The following is a 19,303-nucleotide window of genomic DNA, read 5'->3' as shown; positions in this document are numbered from 1 at the left end:
GTGCCATGGCCCCCGGGGCTGACAAGTTGACCGGGCATCACATATTTTTCACATCTTAAATTAACAAAATCATCATGTCATTTCATTTATGGATAAAATAACCGGCGTAATTTAGGGACATAAAAATTATAACCCCCGATTAATCCACCAAAAACGAAAGACCCTTTATGAAAAAACCTCTACTCCTGGTCATTTTATGGTGTCCCCTACTGGTTTTTGCGCAAGGCACCAATCCTGCCCCGCAAAGTATCCCGTATCTGCAGGACTTTTCCGCCCTGGCGCACACTTCTACAGTATACCCGGAAGGCTGGCAGGGATGGGCATTGAGCGGCTCCCCGGGTTCAGCCTTCAACTTGCTGCCCGCGGCGGGAGACAAGGCGCTGGTGGCCAGCAGCAGTGCGTCTTCCACTGCCAACGGTGTGCATAACTACAATGGCAAGATCGGTTACCTGAACAGCGGCAGCGCAGACAATGCGGTGGTGCTGAGCCTGAGTACCACGGCCAATACCAATGTGCGCGTGAAATACCAGGTGATGACCCTCCGCAACCCTTACGACGGCAATTCCAACACCCGCATCAATGAGGCGGCATTGCAATACCGTGTAGGGCTGAGCGGCAACTTCACCACATTGCCCAACACCCTTTACCAGAACAATACCGTTACACAGATCACATCCGGCGTTACCACGCCCCAGCAACTGGCGTCCATCGAAGCGCTGCTGCCCGCGGAATGCGAGAACCAGCCTGTTGTGCAGCTGCGCTGGGTGAACCGGCAGATTGGCGGCGCAGGCTCCAGGCCTTCTTTCGCTATCGACAGCGTGGCTGTATGGGGCGTGAGCGGCGACGCCACTCCCCCGGCCCTTAGCAGCCTGCTGCCGGCCAATGGCGCCACCGGCGTGGTACCCGGCACCAATGCCGTTATCACTTTCGACGAAAATATCCGGAAAAACACCGGGACCGTCACCGTGCACAATCTCAGCCAGGGCACGCGCCTGGTGCTGAACATCACGGATCCCTCGGTGACCATTTCAGCCAATACACTCACCATTCCCGCCGCGCTGCGCGCGAACAGGGAATACTTCATTACCCTGGACAGCAATGCCATACAGGATTCCAACGGCAACGGCTTCTCCGGCATATTGGACAGTGTCAGCTGGCGCTTTACCACCGGCAGCCAGGTGCTCGATTTCCCCTTCACCACCTGCGGCAGCACCCTGCCGAACGGCTTCACCCAATACAGCGTGACCGGGGCGCAAACCTGGGCCTGTACTACATTTGGCCAGAGCGGAAATGGCGTGCAGATCAATGGTTTCTCCGGCGGGGCCAGGGAGAACGAGGACTGGTTCATCAGCCCCGTGTTCGACCTGAGCAGCTTTAACGTGCCATTGCTGGCGTTCGCGAGCAGGAGCGCCTTCCAGGGACCTTCGCTGGAACTGCGCGTTTCCACCAATTATTCCGGCAGCGGCGATCCCCGCCTCGCTACCTGGACCAGTATCAGCGGCCGCTTCCCCGAGGTGGGCACGGATGTATGGAAAACCTCTTCGGGCATCAACCTCAGCAATTTTAAAGGCGCCGACGTGTACATCGCATGGGTGTATACCTCTTCGCCCACGCTGCAGGCCAGCCGCTGGACGCTGGACGACATCCATATTTCCGATACCAGCGCCGCGCCAGCGCCGGATGTATATGCCCTGCCCGCGCAGCTGGACTTCGACTACGCTCCTGCAGGCCAGCGTTCCGCGCCGCAGCCCTTCACCTACTGGGCCAGCGATCTCACCGCTCCGCTGGTGATCACGGCGCCGGCTAACTTCGAGATATCAACAGATAATATCCAATACCAGTCCAGCCTCACGATCCCTGCCGCCGAAGCCACGGCAGCGCTGGATTCCATCTGGGTGCGGTTTGCCCCTTCCGCTGCCAATCAGAACTATAGCGGCAGCATTTCCTTCAGCTCCGCCGGCCTCCAGCAGCAGAAGGTGTCGCTTTCAGGCACCAGCCTGCGCACGCTGAAAGTGGTGAACTGGAACATGGAATGGTTCGGCCACCTGCAATTCGGCCCAACAAACGAAGCCTTGCAGCAGGCCAACGCGCTGAAAGTGATGAAAAGCCTGGATGCAGACGTGTATGCGCTTTGTGAAGTGGTGGATACCATCCGCCTGAAAGCTCTCGTGGATTCCATGCCAGGCTATCGTTTCACGGTTTCCGGTTTCGGCAGCCGGGTGGATAGTGTCACTTCTCCCCAATACGACTCCGCCCAGAAGCTGGCCTTTGTTTACCGCGAGGCACTGGTGAAGAATGTCCGCACTTACGGCGTGCTGCGCAGGGGCGCCAGCGCCGACGCGTATTTCAACTGGTCGTCAGGCCGCTTCCCTTACCTGATGGAGGCCATGGTGAACCTGAACGGCGATTCAGCGCGCATCCATTTCATCGTGATCCATGCCAAAGCCAATACCGGCGACGGGCCGGCGGACTATATCGAAAGCTGGCACAGGCGGAAGAACGGGGCGAAGGAGCTGAAAGACACACTGGATGCGCACTTTGCATATAAAAACGTACTGGTGCTGGGCGATTTCAACGACGATTTCGACCGGACCATTACCACGCAGATGGCGCCGGACACCACTACATCCTACATCGATTTCAAGCTGGACAGCCTCGATTATATCCCCTTCACCTATGCGCTGAGCCTGGCGCGCCAGCGCTCCACCGCATCGTTCCCGGATATGATAGACCATGCCATGGGCACCAACGAGATGCTGTACGCTTATATGCCGGGGTCCGCCAGGGTAGCGCGGAACGTGGAATCGCTCATTCCGTCCTATTCCACTTTCACTTCCGACCACTTCCCGATCTTGAGCCGGTACGACCTGCGGGTGCTGGCCCATCCTGTGGCGATCACCCAATTCACCGCCCGGGAAGATAACGGCGGCGTGGCCCTTACCTGGAATACGGTCAGGGAGATCAACAACAGCCATTTCGTGGTGGAACGCTCGCTGAGCGGGAATAACTGGCAGCCGGTAGATACCGTACCGGCTACAGCCCCGAATGGCCAGGGCGCTGCTTACCAGAGCTTCGACGGCACGGTGTTGCCGGGGTACTGGCATTACCGCCTGCGCCAGTTCGGGCTGGACAGCACACAGCAGTACAGTCCGGTTCAGAGCGTGCTGGTGCTGAGCCGGGAAAGCTGGTTCCGCCTGTTGTGGTTCATCCTCGGAAGGCAGCTGTACATTTATATGGACGCCCGCGACAGCGGCCCGGCTATTATCCAACTATTTGATATGCAGGGCACTGTGAGGTACACGACCCAGATGAATTTCTACAAAGGCATGAATTTCAAGTCGGTAGACGTGGGGAACATGGCTTCGGGGATCTACCTGCTGAGGGTGCAGTGCGGGAACAAGACCGAGGTAAAGAAAATATTTATTAGTCGCTGATATGTAGTGCATTACAAACAAATCCGGGGCCTGGAAAGCGGGCTCCGGATTTTTTATGCGGGTGATTGCGGGTTGGCGGTTGAAAAAAAGCGGAAATTAGCGCCAGTAAAGCGGAAGAATCAGAAATTACCCCTATCTTTGCACTCCAATTTTTATTTTTTATTACAATTACAAACAAGGGAAAATTATGTCAAACTACGAATTGATGGTGATCTTTACCCCTGTGCTTTCTGAGGAAGACTACAAAGCTGCCCAGAAAAAATTCGCTGACCTGGTGAAAGACAATGGCGGCGAAATAGTGCACGAGAATCCCTGGGGTTTAAAATCACTGGCGTACCCGATCCAGAAGAAAACCACGGGCATGTACCTGGTTCTGGAATTCAAGGCGCCATCCGACTTCAATGAGAAGCTGAAGATCCAGCTGAACCGCGATGAAAATGTATTGCGTTACATGGTAACCAAACTGGACAAACACGCTCAGGCGTACAATGCCAAAAAGAGGGGTACCTACGATGCTGAACCTAAACCTGTAGAAGCTTAAAGTTATGGCAGTTAAACAAGAGATCAAGTACTTAACCGCGGTTAAGCAAGAGAAGCGCCAGAAAAAGTACTGCCGCTTCAAGAAATTAGGTATCAAGTATGTAGATTACAAAGATGCCGAGTTTCTGAAAAAATTCCTGAACGATCAGGGTAAGATGCTGCCTCGCCGTATCACCGGCAACTCGCTGAAATTCCAGCGTAAGGTGGCTGAGGCTATCAAAAAAGCTCGTCAAATGGCTTTATTGCCTTATGTTACTGACCTTTTAAAGTAAGAAACAATGCAAGTAATCTTAATACAAGACGTAGATAATCTGGGCCAGAAGAATGAACTGGTAAGCGTGAAGAACGGTTACGCCAGGAATTTCCTGATCCCGCAAAAGTTTGCCGTTGAAGCAAGCAATTCCAACCTGAAGCAACTGGACGAACGTCTGAAAGTAGCTAAGGTGAAGGAAGAGAAAATGTTGGCTGAGATCGCGAAAGTGGTTGAAGTGCTGAAAGCTTCTCCTGTGAAGATCGGCGCCAAAACCGGTACTTCCGGCAAGATCTTCGGTAGTGTTACCGGCGTTCAGATCGCCCGTGCTATCAAAGAACAGAAAGGTTATGAGATCGACCGCCGCCGCATCCACATCATCGGCGACGTGAAAGAACTGGGCACCTACAAAGCCCGCCTCGATTTCGGCAAAGGCAATGACACCGAGCTGGAATTTGAAGTGGTTTCCGAGTAATCTGCTCACCTGATATTGAAAAGCGCTCCGAACCGGGGCGCTTTTTTTATGCCCGGTCACAAAAAAAGCGGGGGATCTCAACTTATGTTGATGATCCCCCGCTTTTTATACCGGTTCAACAGAATTTTACTCATACCGCAAAGCCACGATCGGATCCAGCTTGGAAGCCTTTATGGCAGGATATATCCCGGAAATAAGCCCCACCATCCCGCACAGCGCGATGCCCATGGAGATCCACAGCCAGGGTACCACAAAGGCGGAGCCCAGCAGCAGCGACATCAGGTTGCCCAGCATCATTCCCAGGAAAACGCCCAGCAAACCGCCCATTACGCTGATGATGATCGCTTCGAACACAAATTGCTGGCGGATGGCCGGGCCGGTAGCCCCCATCGCCTTGTTCACCCCGATCTCGCGCGTGCGCTCGGCCACGGATACGAGCATGATGTTCATCAGCCCTATGGCGGAACCGAACAGCGTAATGAACCCGATCAGCGCAGCGCCCACGGTAACCGTGCCCAGCTGGCGGAACAACAGCTCTGCAATGCTGTCGCTGCGGCTCATGTAAAAATTATTTTCTTCGTTGATATCCATTTTACGGATGATCCTGAACACGCCCGTGGCTTCGCCCATGGCGGCATCCATCCTGGATACATCGTCTACGTTCACGTTCACCTGGTAAGAGGCCCAGGGCCGGTTGAACACCCGGCGGGTGCTGGTCACGGTGGTGATCACTACGTTATCGGCACTCATCATATTGCTGCTGCCTTTTTCCTTCAGCAGCCCAATAACTTTATACCGCACGTTACCGATGCGGATATTGTCGTTCACGGCTCTTTCGGGATGGTCGCCAAATAGTTTTTTAGCCACGTCGCTGCCCAGCACGGCCACGTTCCGGCCGGATTCGATGTCTGCCTTATTAAAATTGCGGCCCATCGTTAGTTCGTAGTTGGACAGGGCGAGGTAATTGTCATCCCCGCCGATCACCTGCACCGTGGGATTGGTTTTTTTATCGTCCTTATACACTGTCATATTTCCTCCTGCCCTGAAAGAGACGCTCACTAAGGCGGGGAAGGTATAACGTTCCTTAAAAGCCATGGCTTCCTGGAAAGTGATCACTTTATTCTGGTTGGAGGTACGTACTTTCCCTTTCTTCGTGGTGCCGCGGGTGGCATTGCCCGGCCCGCCAATGCGTATCCGCTGCTCCCGGTTGCGGATGGAAAAGCCATTGGCCCCCATGCTGGCAAAACTGTTGTAGATAGAGCTCTGGATGGAATCTATAGCGGTAAGGATGCCTACCAGCGCCATGATGCCAAAGGCAATAATGAAAATGGTAAGCCCGGCCCGGAGGCGGTTTGCGCTGATAGAGCGCATGGCGAGGGAAAATGTATCTCTTAATCGCATAACAACGGTTAGTATAAAGTTAACGGATTTCCCTTATCAAAAGCACCTTTCAGGATGAATGGCAGGGGCATAAAAAAAGCAGCACAACCGCTAAGTTGTGCTGCTCAATCAGTTGAACGGCTTTGCCTACAGGAATTGCAGCAGCAGGCCGGGGAATATGCCGAGGGTGATCACGATGGCCGCGGCCAGCAGCAGCGCTGCTTTGAAACCGCCGGTAATGGGCAGGGTCTCGGCGTCGCCGGTCTTGAAATACATGGCGATGATCACGCGGAAATAGTAGTAGGCGCTGATGGCGGCGCAAAGCACACCCAGTATCACCAGCCACAGCAGGCCGCCGGCCTGCACAGCCGCGCTCAGCACGAAATATTTCGCGAAGAAACCGGCCGTCAGCGGGATACCCGCCAGGCTCAGTAAAAAGATGGTGGTTACCAGCGCCAGCAAGGGTTCTTTGCGAGCCAGGCCGTTATATCCGTCGAACGTATAATCTTTCATTTTCAGCAGCACGGCAAATACGCCGATGGTACCCACACTGTATGCCGCGGCGTACAGTATCAGGCCCTGGGTGCCGGTTTCGTTGTTCGCCACTATCGCAAACAGCATGAAGCCCGCCTGCGCAATGCTGGAGTATGCCAGCATCCTTTTCACGCTCTGCTGGAATACAGCCGTAAAGTTGCCGATCAGCAGCGTGGCGGCGGTGATCAGCGCAATGATCAGCTGCCAGTGGTAAGTAAGGTTGCCGCCGGTGAAGCTCACGTAGAAAAGGCGCATGAACGCAATGAAGCTCGCCGCTTTCACCACGGTGGCCATAAAGGCGGTGAACACGGTGGGTGAACCGTCGTACACGTCGGGCGTCCAGAAGTGGAAGGGGGCGGCGGATACTTTGAAGGACAGGGAGAACGCGAGCAGGATAATGCCGCATAATGCCAGCGGGCTCAGATCTCCGGCGCCAAGGCCCATCTCACGGAGGTTAAAAGTGCCGGTAGCGCCGTAGAGGAGGGCAATGCCCATCAGCATGATGCCGGTGGTGAAGGAGCCCGTCAGGAAATATTTCAGGGAAGCTTCGTTGCTTTTCAGGTTCTTTTTATCTGCGCCCGCCAGGATGTACTGGGGGATGGAAATGATCTCGATCGCGAGGAACAGCATCAGCAGGTTGCTGTAAGATGCGGTAAGGGTGATGCCGCTGAGGATGAAGAACACCAGGGCAAAATAATCCGCAACGTCTTCGCCTACTTTTTCGAATGCGCTGCCGCACAGCAGGAAATAGAGGAACGTGGAAGCGATGGCTACCCCGTTGAACAATACGGAAAAGCTGCTTACTTCCACCATGCCGTGCAGCACTACGTTGCTGCCGCCGGCCAGCATGCCGTCGTACCAGTTTGCAATGAATGCAAGGATGGTACCTGCGATGGCGAAATATTTTATTTGCTGCTTATTCTTCACGAACAGGCCCACGAACATCAGAACAATCCCGAATACAGCAGTTGTAATTATTGCGTTCATATCTTAGCGTTACAGAATCTCAATTTAATAATCAGCGGATAACAGCGGTTACGGCTTCTTGCAAACCAAAGCCGGCCGCGAGGTCCAGCAGCGGCTTGGGGTACACGCCCAGCACAAAAATGACAGCCGTGATACAGGCCATGGCCAGCATTTCGCCCGCACGCAGGTCTGTAGTGGTAGCGGTAAGCGCGTTGGCTTCGCCGAACAATACTTTTTGCAGCATGCGCAGCATGTATACGGCGGCCAGGATAACGGCCAGGCCCGCGATGGCTGCAAACCACGGATTGTACTGGAACAGCCCGCTGAACATCAGGAACTCCCCGATGAACCCGTTGGTGAGCGGCAGGGCAATATTGGCCAGGCTCACGATCACCAGCAATATGGCCAGTTTGGGCGCATAGGTGGCAATGCCGCCCAGCTCAGCCATGTTCTTTATTTTCAGGCGTTGCTCTATCACTTCTATAATGATCCACAAACCGATGATGTTGATGCCGTGGTTGAACATCTGCACCTGCACGCCTGCGAGGCTTTGTTCGTTATTCGCAAAGATGGCCGCGCTCATCAGCCCGATGTGGGCGATGGAGGAATACGCGACCAGTTTCTTGAGATCGGATTGCATGATGGCGATGCAGCTGGCGTAAATAATACCGATCACACTCAGCACGATCGCCGCTTCCTGCCACATGTACACGCCCTGGGGCAGCACGGGCACCAGCCAGCGCATTACGCCGAAAAGGCCCATCTTCACCATGATACCGCTCAGCACCATGGTAACGGGCGTGGGCGATTGTTCGTAGGTATCCGGCTGCCAGGTATGGAAAGGGAACACCGGCATCTTGATGGCGAAGGCCACGAAGAAGAGCCAGAACAACCAGGATTGCTCGCCGTTGCTCAGGGAGAGGCTGGTGAAAGCCTGCCAGCTGAAGGAACCCGGCGTCTGGAAGTAGATATAAATAATCCCTACCAGCATCAGCAGCGAGCCGGCAAAGGTGTATACGAAGAATTTGAATGTAACGGGTACCGCTCTCTCGCCGCCCCACATGGAGCAGAGGAAGTATACGGGGATGAGCGCCAGTTCCCAGAAGAAGTAGAACAGCAGCGCATCGTAGGCGAGAAATACGCCCAGCAGGCCAGCCTGTGAAAGCAGCATGAGACCGTAAAAGCTGCCTGCATTTTCGTAGCTCCGGCTAAAAACAGTGATGAAGATCAGCGGGAAGGAAATGGTGGTGAGCAGCACCAGCATGAGGCTCAACCCATCCAGGCCCACTTTGAACTGGCTGTTCAGCTGCGGGATCCAGTCGGCTGTGAATTGCAGGGAATCAGGGGCAGACTGGTACTGCGTCCAGGCAACTGCTGCAATGGCCAGCGTGGCTAATGACGACAACAGGCTGAATACCTTTGCACCCGGCCCTTTCAGTCCGAATGTGATCAGACCTGTTATCAAAGGAATCAATATGAGTAATACTGTCAACATATCTTTTTCTTAATCCGCTACTGATTTATAAAAACAAACTGATCACAAACAATACGATCATACCTATTACCATGGCGAAGATGTAGAAGCCCACCTGGCCGTTCTGCAGCAGCCTGATCTGGCGGCTGCTCCATTTCACGCCGGCGCCTACGCCGTTCACCAGCCCGTCTATACCGGCTTTCTCCACCACGTCCTGGAAGAAGCGGCTGAGCACCATGAGGGGTTTTACGATGACGGCGTCGTAGAGCTCGTCCACATACCATTTATTCTCCAGCACTTTCGCGATGCCGGTATTTTCGGCGCCACTGTCCGTATAGTTGATGAATTTGCTGCGGGCGAACAGGATCATCACGATCACGAGGCCGGTGCTCAGGCCCATCAGTCCCCATTCCAACCCATGGCTGAGGTGGTGCGCATGCAGGTAAGGAGCGGAAGGCGCGAAGATCGGGCTGAGGTATTCGGCCAGCAGGTGCGGCGCGCCGAATACTTCGGGCAGGCCAACGTAGCCGCCGATAACGGACAGCACGGCGAGCACGATCAGCGGCAGGGTAATAGCGGCGGGACTTTCATGCAGGTGATGTTCCTGCTCGTGCGTACCGCGGAATTTGCCGGTGAAGGTGATGTAATACAGGCGGAACATGTAGAAGGCCGTCATGAGCGCGCCGATGAGCGCGAGGGCGTACATGATCTTGTTATATCCCCAGGTATGGGCCAGTATCTCGTCTTTGGAAAAGAACCCGCTCAGCCCCGGTATGCCCGCGATAGCAAGGCAGCCGATGAGGAAAGTAATATTGGTGACGGGCATCCATTTCTTCAGGCCGCCCATCCTGCGGATGTCCTGCTCGCCGCCCATGGCGTGGATCACGGAGCCGGAGCCAAGGAACAGGAGGGCTTTGAAGAAGGCGTGCGTCATTACGTGGAATACGGCGGCGGTATAAGCGCCAACGCCCAGCGCAAGGAACATATAACCCAGCTGGCTTACAGTGGAGTATGCCAGCACTTTTTTGATGTCGTTTTGTTTCAGTGCAATGGAAGCCGCCAGCAGCGCGGTTACCAGGCCCACGATCGCAACGATCGCCTGGATGTGCGGCGCCAGCGAATAGATAACGTTGCTGCGGGCCACCATGTAAATACCGGCGGTCACCATCGTAGCGGCGTGGATCAGGGCAGATACCGGGGTTGGACCGGCCATCGCGTCGGGGAGCCAGGTGTATAAAGGTATCTGTGCGGATTTACCCATGGCGCCGATGAACAGCAGCATGGCGATCGCGAAGAGCACGCCGCTGCCTTCGCCGAGGGCGGGCACTTTTTCGAATACTTCAATGAATGTAACGGAACCGAACTGCTGGATGAGCAGGAAGATACCGAGCAGGAAGCCCAGGTCGCCGATGCGGTTCATGATAAAAGCCTTGTTGGCGGCTTTGTTGTAATTAATATTCTTGAACCAGAAGCCGATGAGCAGGTAAGAGCAGAGGCCCACGCCTTCCCAGCCGATGAACATCATCACGTAGTTGGCGCCCAGCACCAGTATAAGCATGGAAAACACGAAGAGGTTCAGGTACGCGAAGTAACGCGCAAAGCTCTCGCTGCTTTCTTGATGCATGTAGGAAGTGGAGTAAATGTGTATCAGCGATCCCACGCCGGTAATGATCAGCAGGAACAGGGCGCTCAGCTGGTCTACCTGGAAAGCGAAGGGAATGTGCAGGCTGCCTACGCTGATGAAATCGAACAGTGACACCACCTGCGGGGCGAAACCCGGCTGCCGCACTTCAAAGAAAATGAGCAGGCTGATCACAAAAGCCGCCAGCACGGTGCCGCTACCTATCACGCCGGTAAGCGATTTAGGTAAAAAATTCCGGCCCAATCCATTGATCAGGAAACCTAACAACGGTAAGAACGGTACCAGCCAAACAAGATGTATCATCGATCTATACTATTTTTAAATTCCTAGTTTTTCAGTCTGCTGAGAATATTGATGTCTACCGAATGCGTATTGCGGTACATCATCACGATAATGGCCAGGCCCACGGAAACTTCCGCTGCCGCCACCACCATTACAAAGAACACAAAGAGCTGCGCGGAGGCTGCGTCTATGCGGCCGGCATCCACCCACATTTTGGAGAAGGCTACCAGCAAAAGGTTCACGGCATTCAGCATCAGCTCTATGCACATAAAAATGATGATCGCATTCCTGCGCATCAATACGCCCATGATCCCGATGCAGAACAGGGCGATACTGAGAAAGATGTAATATTGAACCGGCATGAATTCGTTTTTTTATTTTTTACCGATGACCACAGCCCCTACCATTGCGCTCAGGAACAGCACGCTGCTAAGCTCGAAGGGTACTACGTAACTGGTGAATAGTGTTTTACCAAGGTTGGAGATCAGCCCGATGTCTGTCGCGTTACCGGATTGAATGGCGGGCACGCTGGCGTCTCTCAGGGCGGCTACCAGTACCAGCATCAATGCGCCGCCGCTGATGGCCCCGGCGTATTTCAGCCAGTTGCGCTTCTGGGGCTCAATGTCTGCATTGAGGTTCATCATCATCAGCACGAACAGGAACAATACCATGATGGCGCCGGTATATACGATGAGGTGCACTACGAACAGGAACTGCGCATTGAGCATAATGTAATGCCCGGCAATGGCCACGAAGCAGGTGATCATGCAAAGCACGCTGTTCACAGGGTTTTTGCTCAGGATAACGCCCAATGCCGCCGCAATGGCAATCGCGGAAAGCACCGTAAAAATAATCAGATCTATTCCCATTGCCATTTTACTTGTTTACAGTGATTGGATTTTTAGGATCAGGGATCAGCAGGTCATCTTTTCCGTAAATGAAACTCTTGCGCTGGTAGTTGGACGGCGCGAAGGTCTCTGTCATGTAGATGGCCTCTTTGGGGCAGGCTTCCTCACAGAATCCGCAGAAGATGCAGCGCAGCATATTGATCTCGTAACGCGCGGCGTACTTTTCTTCACGGTACAGGTGCTCCTCACCCGGCAGGCGCTCGGCGGCTTCCATGGTGATGGCTTCGGCGGGACAGGCCACTGCGCACAAACCACAGGCTGTGCAGCGCTCGCGTCCTTCCTCGTCGCGGTTCAGGATGTGCAGGCCGCGGAACACGGGGCTGAAGGGACGGGTCTCTTCAGGGTAGTTTACCGTTGCCTTTTTCTTGAATATATGCGAAAGGGTGATGCCCATGCCTTTGGCAATGGCCGGTAAATACAATTTCTCCCAGAATGTCATGGGCCTTCTGTCTACCGGTTGCGCCCTGTTTGTTAATGCTTGCATATAAAGAGTTTCAGCGTTATTAATTAAAGCCGTTCTGGCGGTACAGTATCACCGCGCCGGTGATGATCATGTTCAGCAAAGCCAGCGGTATCAATACTTTCCATCCGAGCTTCATGAGCTGGTCGTAGCGGAAGCGCGGAAGCGTCCACCTCACCCACATGAAGAAGAAGATGAAAACGAATGTTTTCAGGAACAATGCACAGATGCCCAGGATGGTCACCGTATTCGGGCTGAGGCCCAGGCTGTCCATATACGGGAAGCTGTAGCCGCCGAAATACAGCGTGGCCATAAGCGCGGAGCTGATGAACATGTTGATGTATTCGGCAAAGAGATAGAAACCGAGTTTCATGGAAGAATATTCCAGGTGGTAACCGCCGTTCAGCTCGTTCTCAGCTTCGGGAAGGTCGAACGGGGTACGGTTACATTCTGCGAATGCGCAGATGAGGAATATGAGGAAACCGATGGGCTGCAGCACTACGAACCAAACGCCGTCGCGCTGTTGCTCCACGATATCTTTCAGGCTGAGGGAACCGCTGATCATGAACAGCGCGATAAGGGAAAGGCCCATCGGCAGCTCGTAGGAGATCACCTGCGAAGCCCCGCGGCAGGCGGCCAGCAGAGAGAATTTGTTGTTGGAAGCCCAGCCGCCGATCATGATGCCGTATACGCCCATGCCTACAACGGCCATGATCCAAAGCACCCCGATGTTCACATCAGCGATCTGGAGCGTCACGGCACGTTCGCCGAAATACAGCACGTCGCCCCAGGGTATAACGGCGCTGGTAAGGCAGGCGGTAAGCATGGCCATGGAAGGGCCGAGCACGAACAGGAATTGATTCGCGGTGGAAGGAATGATCTCTTCTTTGAAGAACAGCTTGCCGCCGTCTGCCAGCGGCTGCAGCAAACCGAAGATGCCCGCGCGGTTCGGCCCGCGGCGGTCCTGGATCCAGGCCGCCACTTTACGCTCGCCCCAGGTGGAGTACATCGCGATCAGCAGGGACAGGCCCAGTACTGCCGAGATCAGCAGCAGTTTTTCAATTACAAAAGACCAGTCAAATGTTGTCATCAGATCCATATCTCGCTTTATTGAACGCCATTGTGTTTAGGAAAATCGGTGGAGTGCGCAGGCCCTTCAATTTTGCTGAGGTCCACCGCAGGCTGGTTCACTTCGCTCACGGTATGGATGTCCATCAGCAGCTTGGGCTGGCGGCCGTCCATCACTTTGCCCACGGTTTCATGCGGTTTGTGCACGCCCACGTAGTGGCCCTGTGAGATCACGCTGTGGCGCGCCACTTTGCGGGGCCCTTCTATCACCCAGTCCTTCGGTTCTTTTTTCTCGAACCGGCAGGTATCGCAGATGAATGCTTCCACTTCGCCGTATTTGTCTTTGCGGGCGGTCACACGGAAGATCTCGTCGCCGCGCATCCAGAGCACCGTTTTGCCGCAGCAGTTCGGATCATGGCACTCGCGGTGCGCATCTACCGGTTTAAGAAACCATACGCGGTTCTTGAAACGTGCGGTACGGTCGGTGAGCGCGCCTACGGGGCATACGTCTATCACGTTGCCGATGAAGTTGGTCTGGTCCAGCGATGCTTTGATGTAGGTGCTGATCTCGGAATGGTCGCCGCGGCCAAGGATGCCGTGCTGGCGGTTGTTGGTGAGCTGGTCTGCCGTGAACACGCAGCGGTAGCAAAGGATGCAGCGCGTCATGTGCAGTTTGATGTGCTCGCCGATATCTTCCTTCTCGAAAGTTCTGCGTTTGAATTCGAACCGGGTGGCGGATACGCCGTGCTCGTAGCTGAGGTCCTGGAGATCGCATTCACCGGCCTGGTCGCACACGGGGCAATCCAGCGGGTGGTTCAGCAGCAGGAATTCCACAACGCCTTTGCGGGCGTCCAGCACTTCGGGTGAAGTGATGTTGGCCACTTCCATGCCGTCCATCACCGTGGTGCGGCAGCTGGCTACCAGCTTGGGCATGGGGCGGGGATCGGCTTCGGAGCCTTTGGATACTTTTACGAGGCAGGTACGGCATTTACCGCCGCTGCCCTGCAGCTTGGAATAATAACACATCGCAGGCGGCACAATATCACCGCCGATCATGCGGGCGGCATTCAGGATAGTGGTGCCGGGCTCCACTTCTACTGTTATGTTATCAATCTTGACCTTGAATAATTTCTTTTCTTCCGCCATTATAAAAAAGTAAAAAAGAAAAATAATGTTGTTTCCTTATCAGACTACCGCAGCCGGTATAGGCAGCGGGTCCGCATAATGCGCCAGCCCGAAGTTGCGTTTCAGCGCTTCTTCCGGGTGGGTCACATGCCATTCAAACTCGTCCCTGAAGTGGCGGATGGCAGCGGCAACGGGCCATGCGGCCGCGTCTCCGAGGGGACAAATAGTGTTGCCCTCTATTTTCCGCTGTATATCCCACAACAGGTCTATATCGCTCATTTTGCCTTTCCCGTTCTCGATGTTCAGCAGCACTTTTTTCATCCAGCCGGTGCCTTCGCGGCAGGGGCTGCACTGGCCGCAGCTTTCGTGGTGGTAGAAGCGGGCCAGGCTCATGGTGTGGCGCACCACGCACTGGTCTTCGTCCAGCACAATAAAGCCACCGGAGCCCATCATGGAGCCGGTGGCAAAGCCGCCGTCGTTAAGGCTTTCGTAGGTCATCATCCGCGTTTCGCCTTTGGCTGTTTTGAGTAGCAGGTTAGCGGGCAGGATGGGTACGGAAGAACCGCCGGGGATGCAGGCCTTCAGGCGTTTGCCGTTAGGGATGCCTCCGCAGTATTCGTCTGAGTAGATGAATTCTTCTACTGAAATGTTCATGTCGATCTCATAAACGCCGGGCTTGTTCAGGTTGCCGCAGGCGGAAATGAGCTTGGTGCCGGTGGATTTGCCGGTACCGTATTTGGCATATTCGTCGCCGCCGATGTTGATGATAGGCACTACCGCAGCCAGCGTTTCCACGTTGTTCACCACGGTGGGGCTCTGCCAGAGGCCTTTCACGGCGGGGAAGGGCGGTTTGATGCGCGGGTTGCCGCGTTTGCCTTCGAGCGATTCGATCAGCGCCGTTTCTTCGCCGCAGATGTAAGCGCCTGCGCCGCGCTGAACGTAGATGTCCAGGTCAAAGCCGGTGCCCTGGATGTTCTTGCCCAGCCAGCCGTTCTTATGCGCGTCTGCAATGGCTTCTTCAAGTATATCGGGGATCCAGGCATATTCGCCGCGGATGTAGATGTAAGTGCGGTTGGCGCCGAGGGCGAAGCTGGAGATCAGCAGGCCTTCGATGAGCAGGTGAGGGATAAATTCCATCAGGTAGCGGTCTTTGAAAGTACCGGGCTCCGATTCGTCCGCATTGCAAACGAGGTAACGGGGCACTCCTTCCGGCTTCGCCAGGAAGCTCCATTTGAGGCCCGTAGGGAAGCCCGCGCCGCCACGGCCACGGAGGCCGCTTTTCTTCACTTCTTCTGTCACCTGATCCGGGCTCATGCTCTTCAGGGCCTTTTCAGCAGCGGCATAACCGCCGTTCTTCCGGTATACGTCATAGTACCGGATGCCTTCTATATGCGCCTTATCTAACAATAATTTACGTCCCATTGTCTCGCTTTATGTAAAGGTTGCCGCTTCTGTATTGCATTCTCGCGGCAATTGTTTTATTATTTCCCTGCTGTGACCGCCTTTGCGGCCCTGGTTTCCGGCTTCCGCCGTTTTGTTGTTTGTTCCGTCAGCCCCGGAACACCCCCCATCCCCTGTTGCGTCGCACTCTTCAGCTTTCAGTTCTTTTCCCGGCAGGCTTAGTTCGCCTGCGCGCGGCACTCCGCAATGATCTGGTCCACTTTTTCTTTGGTAAGATGTTCTTTGTAGAACTTACCCAGCTGCATCATCGGCGCATAACCGCAGGCGCCCAGGCATTCCACCGTTTTGAGGGTGAACAGCCCGTCTGCCGTGGTCTCTCCCACTTCGATCCCCAGCTTCTGCTTGATATATTCAATGATGTTGTCTGACCCGCTTACCATGCACGGGCCGGTATGGCAAACCTCGAACAGGTGCTTGCCGACGGGCTTCAGGTTGTACATGGAGTAGAAGGTAGCCACTTCATATACCTCGATGGGCGTGATCTGCAGCAATGAAGCCACATAGTCCATCGTTTCGGAACTCAGCCAGCCGCCGAACGATTCCTGGGCCAGGTGCAGCACCGGAATCAAGGCGCTCTTCTGCCTCCCTTCCGGGTAGCGCGCTATGATCTCTTTTACTTTATTCAGCTTCTCTTCAGAAAATTGAACGGCCATTTATTTAAACTTCTTTATTTATAAACTTTGTTGTCTCCAATCTCAATTCAGGTTCCTGCGCAATCCATGCAGAATGGCCGTTTGCCGGCTATCACTACCTTGCTGTCGCATCCCCGTTTCATTCGTTCCAGGAAAGGGATCAGCCCCTGCTTCATGCCTGTGCGGGACTTCGGTATGTTTCCTGCTCCATGGCGGCCCGCAGGAAGGTTATGCATATTAAAAACAAAGAACTCCTTTCACCCCTATAGGGATTAAAATTGTCATTAAGCATCCAGCTCTCCCGCGATCAGGTTCAGCGAGCTCATACAGATGATCGCGTCGCTGAGCATCGCACCCTGCACCATTTCCGGATAAGCCTGGTAATAGATGAAGCAGGGCCTGCGGAAGTGCAGCCTGTAGGGAGCACGGCCCCCGTCGCTGATGAGGTAGAAGCCCAGTTCCCCGTTTGCGCCTTCTACAGGGTTGTACAATTCACCCGGCAATATATCTGTCTCCCCCATCACGATCTTGAAGTGATAGATGAGCGCTTCCATTTTCGTGTATACGTCGTTTTTATCAGGCAGGTAATACGCCGGCACATCCGCATGGTATACATCGTCTGGCAGCTGTTTCAGCTTGTCCATGGCCTGGCGGATGATGCTGAGGCTCTGCCACATTTCCGCGTTGCGCACCAGGAAGCGGTCGTACGTATCGCCGGTGCTGCCCACGGGAATGCTGAATTCAAAGTCCTGGTAAGAGCTGTAGGGATTAGCCACGCGCACGTCGTAATCCACACCGGTGGCGCGGAGGTTAGGACCGGTAAAGCCGTAGTTCATCGCCCTTTCGGCGGAAATGCCGCCTACGCCCTGGGTACGTTCCATGAAAATGCGGTTGCGCGTAAAGAGATTTTCAAATTCTCTCAGCACATCCGGGTATTCTGCAAGGAACTTTTCTATTTTCTGGAAAGCTGCGGGAGTGAAGTTCCTTTCGAAACCGCCCACGCGGCCGATATTGGTAGTGAGGCGGGAGCCGCAGATCTCTTCGTAGATCTCGTATACCAGCTCACGGTATTGCATTACGTACAGGAACCCGGTGAAGGCGCCGCTGTCTACCCCGATCACGGAATTGCAGATCAGGTGGTCTGTAATACGCGCCAGCTCCATGATGATCACGCGGAGATAATCTACCCGCTTGGGCGTCTGAATGCCCAGCAGCTTCTCCACGGTGAGGTGCCAGCCCATGTTGTTGATGGGAGCGGAACAGTAGTTGAGACGGTCCGTCAGCGGAGTGATCTGGTAATACGGCCTGCGTTCCGCGATCTTTTCGAATGCGCGGTGAATATAACCAACGGTGGGCGTGGCGGACACGATGCGTTCGCCGTCCATTTCCAGAATGTTCTGGAACACGCCATGCGTGGCAGGGTGGGTAGGCCCCAGGTTGAGCGTACTGGTCTGCCTCTCGATGGAGCCTTCCGGTAATTTTATATGTTGCTGCTCTGACATATCCTAGCTTGCTAATAGTAGTTAAAATTAAATCCCGACGCTTCCCCCGCGGCCGAACATTTCGTCATCTTTGTCCACACGGCTCTGGTCTTCCAGCGGGAATTCCTTGCGCATGGGGAAATAATCCATTTCATCCACGTTGAGGATGCGGATCAGGTTGGGATGGCCCACAAAATCGACCCCGAAGAAATCATACGTTTCCCTTTCCATCCAGTTGGCGCTGGAAAACAGCTTTGAGGCTGTGAACACCTGCGGGGCCTGGACGTCGGTAAACACTTTGAAGCGGAGGCGCACATTCGGCACAAAAGCATGGAGATGGTACACCACAGCCAGTTCCGCCCCTTTCTGATCGGGATAATGCACGGCAGTGAGGTCGGACAGGAAGCGGAATTGCAGGTCCTTTTCGTCGTACAGGAACTGCATCACCTTCAGGTTCAGCTCTTTGGGAGCGTGGAAGGACATGATGCCGTGCGACTCTTCAAAGTTCGTCAACGCCTCGCCGAATTTCTCAACCAGCCTGTTTTTTATATGCTCGTTCGTCAAAGACATGTATAAGCTATTATCGTTTCTATTCTATTCCATAGGAGTTCATCAGATCCTTGTACCGGTCCGAATGGCGGCGGCGGAGGCTTTCCTCACCCACCAGGTCCTGGATGCGCATCACGCCGTCCAGGATAGCTTCCGGGCGGGGCGGGCAGCCCGGCACGTATACGTCTACCGGGATGATCTGGTCTATACCCTGCAATACAGAGTAGGTATCGAAGATACCGCCGCTGCTGGCGCAGGCGCCCACGGCTATCACCCAGCGGGGCTCGGCCATCTGCAGGTATACCTGGCGCAGTACGGGACCCATTTTCTTGGCAATGGTACCCATCACCATCAGCAGGTCGCACTGGCGGGGCGTGAAGCCCAGGCGCTCGGAACCGAAACGCGCAAGATCGTAGTGGGCGGCCATGGTAGCCATAAATTCAATGCCACAGCAGGAAGTGGCGAACGGTAAAGGCCAGATGGAGTTTTTACGCGCCATGCCTATCACCTTATCGAATGAGGTGGCAAAAAAACCTTCGCCGGAGTAGCCTTCCGGCATTTCCACCAGCTTCACCTTATTATTAAACTGAACAGGACGAGACATATTCTTTACCCTCCTTTCCCGCCACACGAAAATCAGCG

At 54.5% G+C, this 19,303-nt stretch carries 18 protein-coding genes; 4 read left to right on the top strand and 14 right to left on the bottom strand.

Features of this window, described 5'->3' with window-relative positions; genetic code table 11:
- Positions 1-167 precede the first annotated feature (167 nt).
- From ACTJIK_RS09670 to rplI, 4 genes are all read left to right on the top strand, one after another.
- Positions 168-3,434, top strand: a complete 3,267-nt coding sequence (locus tag ACTJIK_RS09670; protein WP_440646165.1) for an Ig-like domain-containing protein — start codon at positions 168-170, stop codon at positions 3,432-3,434.
- Between the two features lie 187 nt (positions 3,435-3,621).
- Positions 3,622-3,975 carry a 30S ribosomal protein S6 gene (gene rpsF / locus ACTJIK_RS09665; RefSeq protein WP_440646164.1) on the top strand — a complete coding sequence of 118 codons (354 nt, stop codon included), beginning with the start codon at positions 3,622-3,624 and terminating at the stop codon, positions 3,973-3,975.
- 4 nt (positions 3,976-3,979) lie between these two features.
- Positions 3,980-4,246, top strand: coding sequence for a 30S ribosomal protein S18 (gene rpsR / locus ACTJIK_RS09660; RefSeq protein WP_119078554.1), 267 nt, complete (start codon positions 3,980-3,982; stop codon positions 4,244-4,246).
- A gap of 6 nt (positions 4,247-4,252) precedes the next feature.
- Positions 4,253-4,699 (top strand): 50S ribosomal protein L9, encoded by a 447-nt coding sequence (rplI, locus tag ACTJIK_RS09655; RefSeq protein ID WP_440646163.1) that lies wholly within the window; start codon positions 4,253-4,255, stop codon positions 4,697-4,699.
- A 126-nt stretch (positions 4,700-4,825) separates the two neighbouring features.
- Here rplI and ACTJIK_RS09650 read toward each other — a convergent pair whose 3' ends face one another.
- The 14 genes from ACTJIK_RS09650 to ACTJIK_RS09585 form a co-directional block, all read right to left on the bottom strand.
- A complete protein-coding gene (locus tag ACTJIK_RS09650; RefSeq protein WP_440646162.1) occupies positions 4,826-6,100 on the bottom strand; it encodes an ABC transporter permease in 1,275 nt (424 codons plus the stop codon).
- 126 nt (positions 6,101-6,226) lie between these two features.
- The gene (locus tag ACTJIK_RS09645) at positions 6,227-7,600 is read right to left on the bottom strand and encodes an NADH-quinone oxidoreductase subunit N (RefSeq protein ID WP_440646161.1); all 1,374 of its coding nucleotides are present in this window, start codon (positions 7,598-7,600) and stop codon (positions 6,227-6,229) included.
- Between the two features lie 31 nt (positions 7,601-7,631).
- On the bottom strand, positions 7,632-9,074 hold the full coding sequence (locus ACTJIK_RS09640; RefSeq protein ID WP_440646160.1) for a complex I subunit 4 family protein: 1,443 nt from the start codon (positions 9,072-9,074) through the stop codon (positions 7,632-7,634).
- A gap of 25 nt (positions 9,075-9,099) precedes the next feature.
- Complete coding sequence (gene nuoL, locus ACTJIK_RS09635; RefSeq protein ID WP_440646159.1) at positions 9,100-10,998, bottom strand: NADH-quinone oxidoreductase subunit L; 1,899 nt, start codon at positions 10,996-10,998, stop codon at positions 9,100-9,102.
- A gap of 23 nt (positions 10,999-11,021) precedes the next feature.
- Complete coding sequence (nuoK, locus tag ACTJIK_RS09630) at positions 11,022-11,339, bottom strand: NADH-quinone oxidoreductase subunit NuoK (RefSeq protein WP_126249360.1); 318 nt, start codon at positions 11,337-11,339, stop codon at positions 11,022-11,024.
- Between the two features lie 12 nt (positions 11,340-11,351).
- Positions 11,352-11,846 (bottom strand): NADH-quinone oxidoreductase subunit J family protein, encoded by a 495-nt coding sequence (locus ACTJIK_RS09625; RefSeq protein ID WP_440646158.1) that lies wholly within the window; start codon positions 11,844-11,846, stop codon positions 11,352-11,354.
- A 7-nt stretch (positions 11,847-11,853) separates the two neighbouring features.
- On the bottom strand, positions 11,854-12,369 hold the full coding sequence (nuoI, locus tag ACTJIK_RS09620) for an NADH-quinone oxidoreductase subunit NuoI (RefSeq protein WP_440646157.1): 516 nt from the start codon (positions 12,367-12,369) through the stop codon (positions 11,854-11,856).
- A 19-nt stretch (positions 12,370-12,388) separates the two neighbouring features.
- Entirely contained in the window at positions 12,389-13,444 is a 1,056-nt protein-coding gene (nuoH, locus tag ACTJIK_RS09615; protein ID WP_440646156.1) for an NADH-quinone oxidoreductase subunit NuoH, read from the bottom strand.
- An 8-nt stretch (positions 13,445-13,452) separates the two neighbouring features.
- Positions 13,453-14,559, bottom strand: coding sequence for a 2Fe-2S iron-sulfur cluster-binding protein (locus ACTJIK_RS09610; protein WP_440646155.1), 1,107 nt, complete (start codon positions 14,557-14,559; stop codon positions 13,453-13,455).
- Positions 14,560-14,598: 39 nt separating this feature from the next.
- Complete coding sequence (nuoF, locus tag ACTJIK_RS09605) at positions 14,599-15,960, bottom strand: NADH-quinone oxidoreductase subunit NuoF (RefSeq protein ID WP_440646154.1); 1,362 nt, start codon at positions 15,958-15,960, stop codon at positions 14,599-14,601.
- A 197-nt stretch (positions 15,961-16,157) separates the two neighbouring features.
- Positions 16,158-16,652 (bottom strand): NADH-quinone oxidoreductase subunit NuoE, encoded by a 495-nt coding sequence (gene nuoE, locus ACTJIK_RS09600; RefSeq protein WP_440646153.1) that lies wholly within the window; start codon positions 16,650-16,652, stop codon positions 16,158-16,160.
- A 263-nt stretch (positions 16,653-16,915) separates the two neighbouring features.
- A complete protein-coding gene (locus ACTJIK_RS09595; protein WP_440646152.1) occupies positions 16,916-18,133 on the bottom strand; it encodes an NADH-quinone oxidoreductase subunit D in 1,218 nt (405 codons plus the stop codon).
- Positions 18,134-18,160: 27 nt separating this feature from the next.
- Complete coding sequence (locus ACTJIK_RS09590; protein WP_440646151.1) at positions 18,161-18,682, bottom strand: NADH-quinone oxidoreductase subunit C; 522 nt, start codon at positions 18,680-18,682, stop codon at positions 18,161-18,163.
- Positions 18,683-18,701: 19 nt separating this feature from the next.
- On the bottom strand, positions 18,702-19,265 hold the full coding sequence (locus tag ACTJIK_RS09585) for an NADH-quinone oxidoreductase subunit B (protein WP_120518632.1): 564 nt from the start codon (positions 19,263-19,265) through the stop codon (positions 18,702-18,704).
- Between the last annotated feature and the right edge of the window lie 38 nt (positions 19,266-19,303).

Source organism: Chitinophaga sp. 22620 (assembly GCF_052044405.1).
Lineage (GTDB): Bacteria > Bacteroidota > Bacteroidia > Chitinophagales > Chitinophagaceae > Chitinophaga.
The sequence above is the reverse complement of the archived record's forward strand: the minus strand, read 5'-3'. Positions and strand labels throughout refer to the sequence as shown.